The organism is Rhodococcus sp. 5A-K4 (assembly GCF_046097995.1).
GTDB lineage: Bacteria > Actinomycetota > Actinomycetes > Mycobacteriales > Mycobacteriaceae > Rhodococcus_F > Rhodococcus_F erythropolis.
In genome coordinates this window covers 30,268-36,358 of sequence record NZ_JBJURM010000011.1, presented here as the reverse complement: position 1 = coordinate 36,358, position 6,091 = coordinate 30,268, and the positions used below count along the sequence as shown (strand labels likewise).

At 62.0% G+C, this 6,091-nt stretch carries 5 protein-coding genes; 3 read left to right on the top strand and 2 right to left on the bottom strand.

Translation table 11 applies throughout. From position 1 onward, the window contains the following. Nucleotides 1-249: 249 nt before the first annotated feature. Together ACKAMS_RS16160 and ACKAMS_RS16155 are read right to left on the bottom strand one after the other, a co-directional pair. Nucleotides 250-819, bottom strand: a complete 570-nt coding sequence (locus ACKAMS_RS16160) for a DUF5655 domain-containing protein (RefSeq protein WP_019748792.1) — start codon at nt 817-819, stop codon at nt 250-252. Between the two features lie 41 nt (nt 820-860). Then, nucleotides 861-1,514: a GNAT family N-acetyltransferase gene (locus ACKAMS_RS16155; RefSeq protein ID WP_283568189.1), complete on the bottom strand. Its 654-nt coding sequence runs from the start codon at nt 1,512-1,514 to the stop codon at nt 861-863. Nucleotides 1,515-1,637: 123 nt separating this feature from the next. On the opposite strand from ACKAMS_RS16155, the gene ACKAMS_RS16150 reads away from it, so the two are divergent. From ACKAMS_RS16150 to ACKAMS_RS16140, 3 genes are all read left to right on the top strand, one after another. Next, nucleotides 1,638-3,035 (top strand): MFS transporter, encoded by a 1,398-nt coding sequence (locus tag ACKAMS_RS16150; RefSeq protein ID WP_020969800.1) that lies wholly within the window; start codon nt 1,638-1,640, stop codon nt 3,033-3,035. Further along, on the top strand, nt 3,032-4,606 hold the full coding sequence (locus ACKAMS_RS16145; protein WP_408989242.1) for a pyridoxal phosphate-dependent decarboxylase family protein: 1,575 nt from the start codon (nt 3,032-3,034) through the stop codon (nt 4,604-4,606). The genes ACKAMS_RS16150 and ACKAMS_RS16145 overlap by 4 nt, the downstream gene beginning before the upstream one ends. 144 nt (nt 4,607-4,750) lie before the next feature. Continuing rightward, entirely contained in the window at nt 4,751-6,082 is a 1,332-nt protein-coding gene (locus ACKAMS_RS16140; RefSeq protein WP_019748788.1) for a class I SAM-dependent methyltransferase, read from the top strand. The last annotated feature ends 9 nt before the right edge of the window (nt 6,083-6,091 follow it).

Genomic DNA, 6,091 nt, shown 5'->3' with positions numbered 1-6,091 from the left:
CATTCAGAAACTATCTCCGGAGGATCGTATGTTGGGTTCCCTTTTTTCCATCAGCTCTGAAATCGGTGTCCCGTCCGTTGATGCGCTCTTCGAGGCTGCTCGGACCATCATCGGCGCGATCTTCGGCCTGAGCTGACACGTCGCAGCGACCTTCCCCCGCGGTGAAGAAAGTCCCTGTTCTCCGACAAGGAGAACAGGGACTTTCGTGCAGCGTGCCGGTGAGTGGTTGCGTGGCGGCGAGTTAGTGTCCTACCGGCCGTTCTGTAGATACGCGATGGCTATCAGCGATCCGACTTCGTCGTTCACGTCCTCGGTGCTGGTGAGCCCGATCTTGTGAGTCGACTGCCCGGGAGCTTTGGCCGGCACCAGAAGTTCGGAACCGGGGGCCTCGACAAAACGTAGTCCGAGGTCGACTCGGGCTTTGGTGGCCGCTGCGATGGCAGCAAATTGGCGAGCGCGAACAAAGGGCGTGTATGTTCCGCGGCCTTCGACTCGAACATCGGTTCCGAGCTCTTCGATCAGACGTCGGGCTGCATCGAAGATGGGTCGCAGTGCTGCCTTCGGGCCGCTGTACTGCTGGTCGATGTATTGCTCGACGGTCGGCTCCACCCATCCGGACTGTTTGGCAGTCTCGAATGCAATTGCCCACTGCGAGTTCTGCGGTACACCGTGCTCTGCTTTCAGCCACTTGCGGACTTCGTTCTGATCGAGCGGGTCGACCCCCGACGTCCGTACAGCCTCAACCCATTCTTCGAGAGTGCGTCCGGTACGGTCGCGCATGGACGAGGTGACTGCGGCCATCATGTCGGAGGGTTCCATGCGTCTGTTCTACCGGCTGTCACGGTGCACGGGTAGCTCGCTCAGTCGATACCCAGCATCGCCCTGAGCGCGTCTGCGCCGGTCACTTCGACGGGGTACGGCGGTGCGACAAAATCTTCGCGCCCGAGGGTGAAGAGTCGACGCACGGTCATTCGGCCGTCGGCAGCCAACTCCTCTACTGTGCCGTCGGCGCGGTAGCCGACTTTGGTCGACACCGTGATCGAGGCGGGGTTGTCCGTGAACGCCGACGACACGACGCTTCGTGCGCCCAAAGAGTCGAATGCGAATGCGCAGATTGCCTGTCGGGCAAGAGTGCCGATGCCCCGGCCTTGGAACCCGCGCCCGATCCACGAGCCGGTTTCACCGGTACGACTTTTGGGAAAGTCCGTCGCGGCGAACGCCTGGCAGCCGACAATTTCTCCGTCGACGACAATGGCTGTTTCGAATTTCCAGTCGGCCGTGGTCATCGCTCCGCGGACCGACCAGTGGTATTGGATGAATCTTCGCGACACTTCTTCGGGAGTGCCCACCGTCCAGGGGACGAGAAACGGCATCTGTTCGGCAGGGTGAATGCCAGCTCGGACCAGCGCAGCGAGTTCGGGGAAATGGTCGTCGCGCACAGGGACCAAGGTGATGCGCCCACACGTGATCGTGACTCCGTACGGAGGCCAGATCTCTGTCAGTGGATCAACCATCGTCTTCAGGCTTTCGTTCGTGTGCGAATCGGGTCACAGTCTGGCATGCCCGGCCCGTCCGAGTGAGCGACTTCTGGTCATCGAGATTCTTTTGCCCTCGCGGTACGGAGTCGTGACATTAGTGTGTGGACGGTGACTACAGACAAACCGGTACGTCTTCGTGAAGGTAGATCGCCTGACAGGCTTTCGCGTGGTGTGGTGGCCGGATACGCAGCGGGAAGTGTCGGCACGGGTGGATTCGGCGTGCTTCCAGGTCTGGTACTGGCGTACTACCTGACCGATACGCTCGGCGTGGCCGCGGCGCTCGCGTCGCTTGTGGTCATTGTCCCGAAAATCGCCGACGTCCTGATCGATCCGCTGATCGGGTCGATCAGCGATCGAAGCTCCCATCGAACTGGTACGCGAGTGCCACTCATGCTCGCAGGCGCTCTGGGACTGCCGTTGCTCTTCATTCTCACGTTCTCAGCCCCCGTGTCTGCGGGCCCCGGAGTCGGGGCGTTGTGGGTGCTCGTCTTCTTCCTGCTCGCGGCGAGTGCGTACAGCCTCTTTCAGGTTCCGTACATCGCGTTGCCGACCGAGTTGACCGGCGATTACCACGAACGCACTCGTTTGGTATCGGTTCGAATTGCGGTGTTGGCCCTGACAATTCTGGTCATCGGCGCCGGTGGACCGGAACTCCGCGACGCTGCCGGGGGCGGAGCACGCGGTTATCTGGTCATGGCGATCGGGGTGTCGGCGCTGATGTGTGGGGCAATGATCTGGGCAGTTCGCGGAGCGGCGCGCCACACGGTGACTCACGCGGACGCGCCGGTCGGCTCGTTGCTCTCGCAGTACCGGGACGGGTTCGACGCGATACGACGTACCCGCGCGTTCCGATTGCTGGTCATCGTCTTTGTGCTCCAAGCACTTGCCACCGCTGTGATGTTGGCGGGTGCGCAATATCTGGCGACCTATGTGATGGGCAGCGAAGGCGCGCTCACCGGTCTGTTCGTTGCACTCGTCGGACCAGCTCTCGTCGTCATGCCGCTGTGGTACCGGTTCTCGCATCGGTACGGAAAGCTTCGCGGCTACGTCGTGTCCTCGGTTCTGTTTGTCGTCGCGACGGCGTTGTTGACCCTTGCGGCTGTCAACGCCGGTTCGTGGATCTACGGTGCCGTCGCCCTTGCCGGCGTCGGATATGCCGGCATGCAGGTTTTCCCGTTGGCGATGCTTCCTGACGTCATCGAGGACGACGCGCGAATCGGTGGACGCCAACGTGGTGGTTCGCTCAGTGGTATCTGGACAGCCTCGGAAACCGCAGGCCTTGCCCTGGGGCCCGCGGTGTTCTTGGGTGTACTCGCGGTGACCGGCTTCGTTTCGAAAACTGCGGGCGAAACTGTCGTGCAACCGGAATCAGCGCTGACCGGAATAGCCCTTGGCTTCTCGGTCGTCCCGGCGATCCTGGTTGCGATCAGCCTGGTCGTACTGCGGAACTACCGCACCGAACAAGAATCCACTCACGAGAACGTAGGTGAACGATGAGTTCCACTCAGGCCGAGGAACTTCAGGGCAAGATCGTCGAGAGCACGAACCTCGAGAAGAGGGCGGCCGACATCTTGACTCGGCTGCGTTCGCTTCGTGAGCAGGACGCCCCGACGCACGGAGGCCGGGTTCTGTCGTACGTGTACGACAGCGGTCTCGCAACCCTCGACGAGTTGGCAGCGGACGCAGCTCGATTGGTTCAGCCGGTCAACGGTCTCGACCCGACGGTGTTCCCGTCCACGGCGGTGATGGAGCGTGAGTTGGTTGCGTTCGCTCGCGAGTTCCTCCATGGAGCTTCAGACCCAGCCGCTGATACAGACACAGATACAGACACAGACACCGGAGGCATAGTCGTCGGAAATGTCACCAGCGGCGGAACGGAGAGTTGTGTGTTGGCCGTCAAGGCAGCTCGCGACTTCCGCGGCCTCCCGCCGGGTGAGGGTTCGCTGGTTCTTCCGACCACCGCGCACGCCGCTTTCCACAAGGCAGCGCACCTACTCGGACTGGAACTCGTCCTGGTACCCGTAGATCCCACGTCGGGGCGCGTGGGAGCACACGATATTGCGACGGCAGTTCGGAAGGACACGGTTCTGATCGTCGTCTCGGCGCCCAATTACCCGTTCGCGGCGCTCGACCCGATCGCCGACGTCGCGGAAGTTGCTCGTGCACATTCGATTCCATTACATGTCGACGCCTGCATCGGTGGGCTTGCGTTGCCGTGGTGGGGCGATCTGCCGCCCTGGGATTTCCAGGTGCCCGGTGTCACCAGCATGTCGGTCGACTTCCACAAGTACGGATACTCGCCCAAGGGCGTCTCGGTCTTGCTGCACCGTGGGAGTGACCTGCATCGCAAGCAGTATTTCGGGCTCACGGACTGGCCGGGGTATCCGGTGGTCAATCCCACTCTTCTCGGTTCCAAATCCGTTGCTGCACTGGCCGGAGCGTGGGCGATTTCGCAAGTTCTCGGGCAATTGGGGTACGCCGAACTGGTGTCCCGGGCGCAGCGGGCCACCCGTGCGCTGATCGAAACGGTCCAGAGCATCGACGGGCTTCGCGTCGTGGGCTCGCCGGTGGGGCCGCTGTTCGCGGTCGCCACCGATGGTTCGGTGCCCCTCGAACGTCGAGTCGATCCGCATCGCTGGGTCAGCGCTGTCGGTGCCCGCGGCTTCGTCCTTCAAGGGCAGCCGGCGTCGACGCAACCTGACGGAACTGTATTGCCTCGAACAACCCACCTCACCGTCACCCCGGTGACCGAGTCGGTGCTCGGCGAGTTGACCAATGCGCTCGTCCTCGGTGCCGACGACGTTCGCGGCCTGGCGGCAGCCGAGGCGCCGCCGGCCCTGGCAGAATTGGCCGGAGCATTCGAACGTGGCGATGTCACCGTCGCCGATGTTCTTGCGTTGCCCAGTGACGCTGTCGCTGCAGCTTTGAGGTCGGCGGGGCTGGATCCTCGGGGTTCTGCTGATGCTCCCTTGGACATGGCGGCCGTCCTCGCGGCAGTGGAATCGTTGCCACGTGAGGTGACTAAGAGACTGCTGGTGGAATTCCTCGCCGGGCTGGTGGAGCCCTGACACCGCTATGAATACCGAAACCTCGATGAATACCGAAACTGCGGTGAACACTGCCCAAAACTCGGACAAATGGCGCGAAAGATTCGCGAATCGGGCGTAAGTTTTCTGTCATCGGCTAACCATCTTTGTCGGAGGGGTTGATCTGTGACTGGTGCCGCGACCAAAATTTTGACGGTTTTCGAGGAAGTGATCGGGGTTCCGCTTCCGGTTCGCGTGCGATGTTGGGACGGTTCGGAGGCAGGTCCGCCGGACGCCGCTGCGCGGGTACATTTTCGGAATCGGCGTGCCCTACGTCGAGTCCTGTACTCTCCCAACGAATTGGGGCTGGCGAGGGCATACGTGTCCGGCGATCTGGACGTAGACGGCGATATCTTTGCGCTCCTCGATGTCCCGGATCTGGTCACGCGGCTCGGTGAGAATCGTTTGTCGGCGTTGCCGTTGCGCTCGCTGGTGCGCGCCGCCGGTACTTTCGCCGGCTTGGGGGCGGTGGGTCCACCGCCATCGCCTCCGTCGATCGAGATGCGTCGTAAGCGAGGCAAGCGGCACAGTAAATCACGCGATTCGGCCACGGTCTCCCATCACTACGACGTCGGGAACCGCTTCTACGAAATGTTTCTCGGGCCGAGCATGGTCTATTCGTGCGGGTACTGGCCGGAAGGGGTCGAATCCCTCGAAGCTGCTCAGTACGCGAAGCTGGATCTGATTTGCCGCAAGCTCGATCTGAAGCCGGGAATGCGACTGCTCGACGTCGGTTGTGGCTGGGGATCGATGGCACTACACGCTGCCCAGAACTACGGCGTCGACGTCGTCGGAGTGTCACTGAGCAACGAGCAGGTCGAGTACGCCAAGGGACGAGTTGCCGACGCGGGTTTGGCCGATCGTATCGAGATTCGGGTGCAGGACTATCGCGACGTCGACGACGGCCCGTACGACGCGATTTCGAGCATCGGCATGTCCGAGCATGTGGGCCTGGCCAATTTGCCGGTGTACACGGCAAAACTCTACGACCTGCTCGTGCCGCAGGGTCGTCTGCTCAATCACGCCATCGCGGCGGTGAAGTCTTTGTCGGACAACGTCGATGACGGACGCAGTTTCATCGACAGGTACATCTTCCCGGACGGTGAGATCCTTCCGCTGAGCAAAACCATTGATGCGCTCGAACTTTCAGGCTTCGAGACGCGTGACAGCGAGGCGTTGCGCGAGCATTACGCCTTGACACTGCGCGCGTGGGTACAGAACCTTCGCGAGAACTGGGACGCATCGGTCCTACAGGTCGGTGCTCCCCGCGTGCGTACCTGGTTGCTGTATCTCGCTGCCAGTGCCCTGGGTTTCGAGGAGCCGCACAGGCTTACGATTCATCAGGTCCTGGCCGTGAAACCAGGGGATCGGGGGGCCAGTGGCATGGCCCGCTCGCGTAGCAGTTGGTATCGATCGATTGAAGTCCCGCAGATCGAAACCGGTCCGCGCGTCGACTGAGGCCTATAC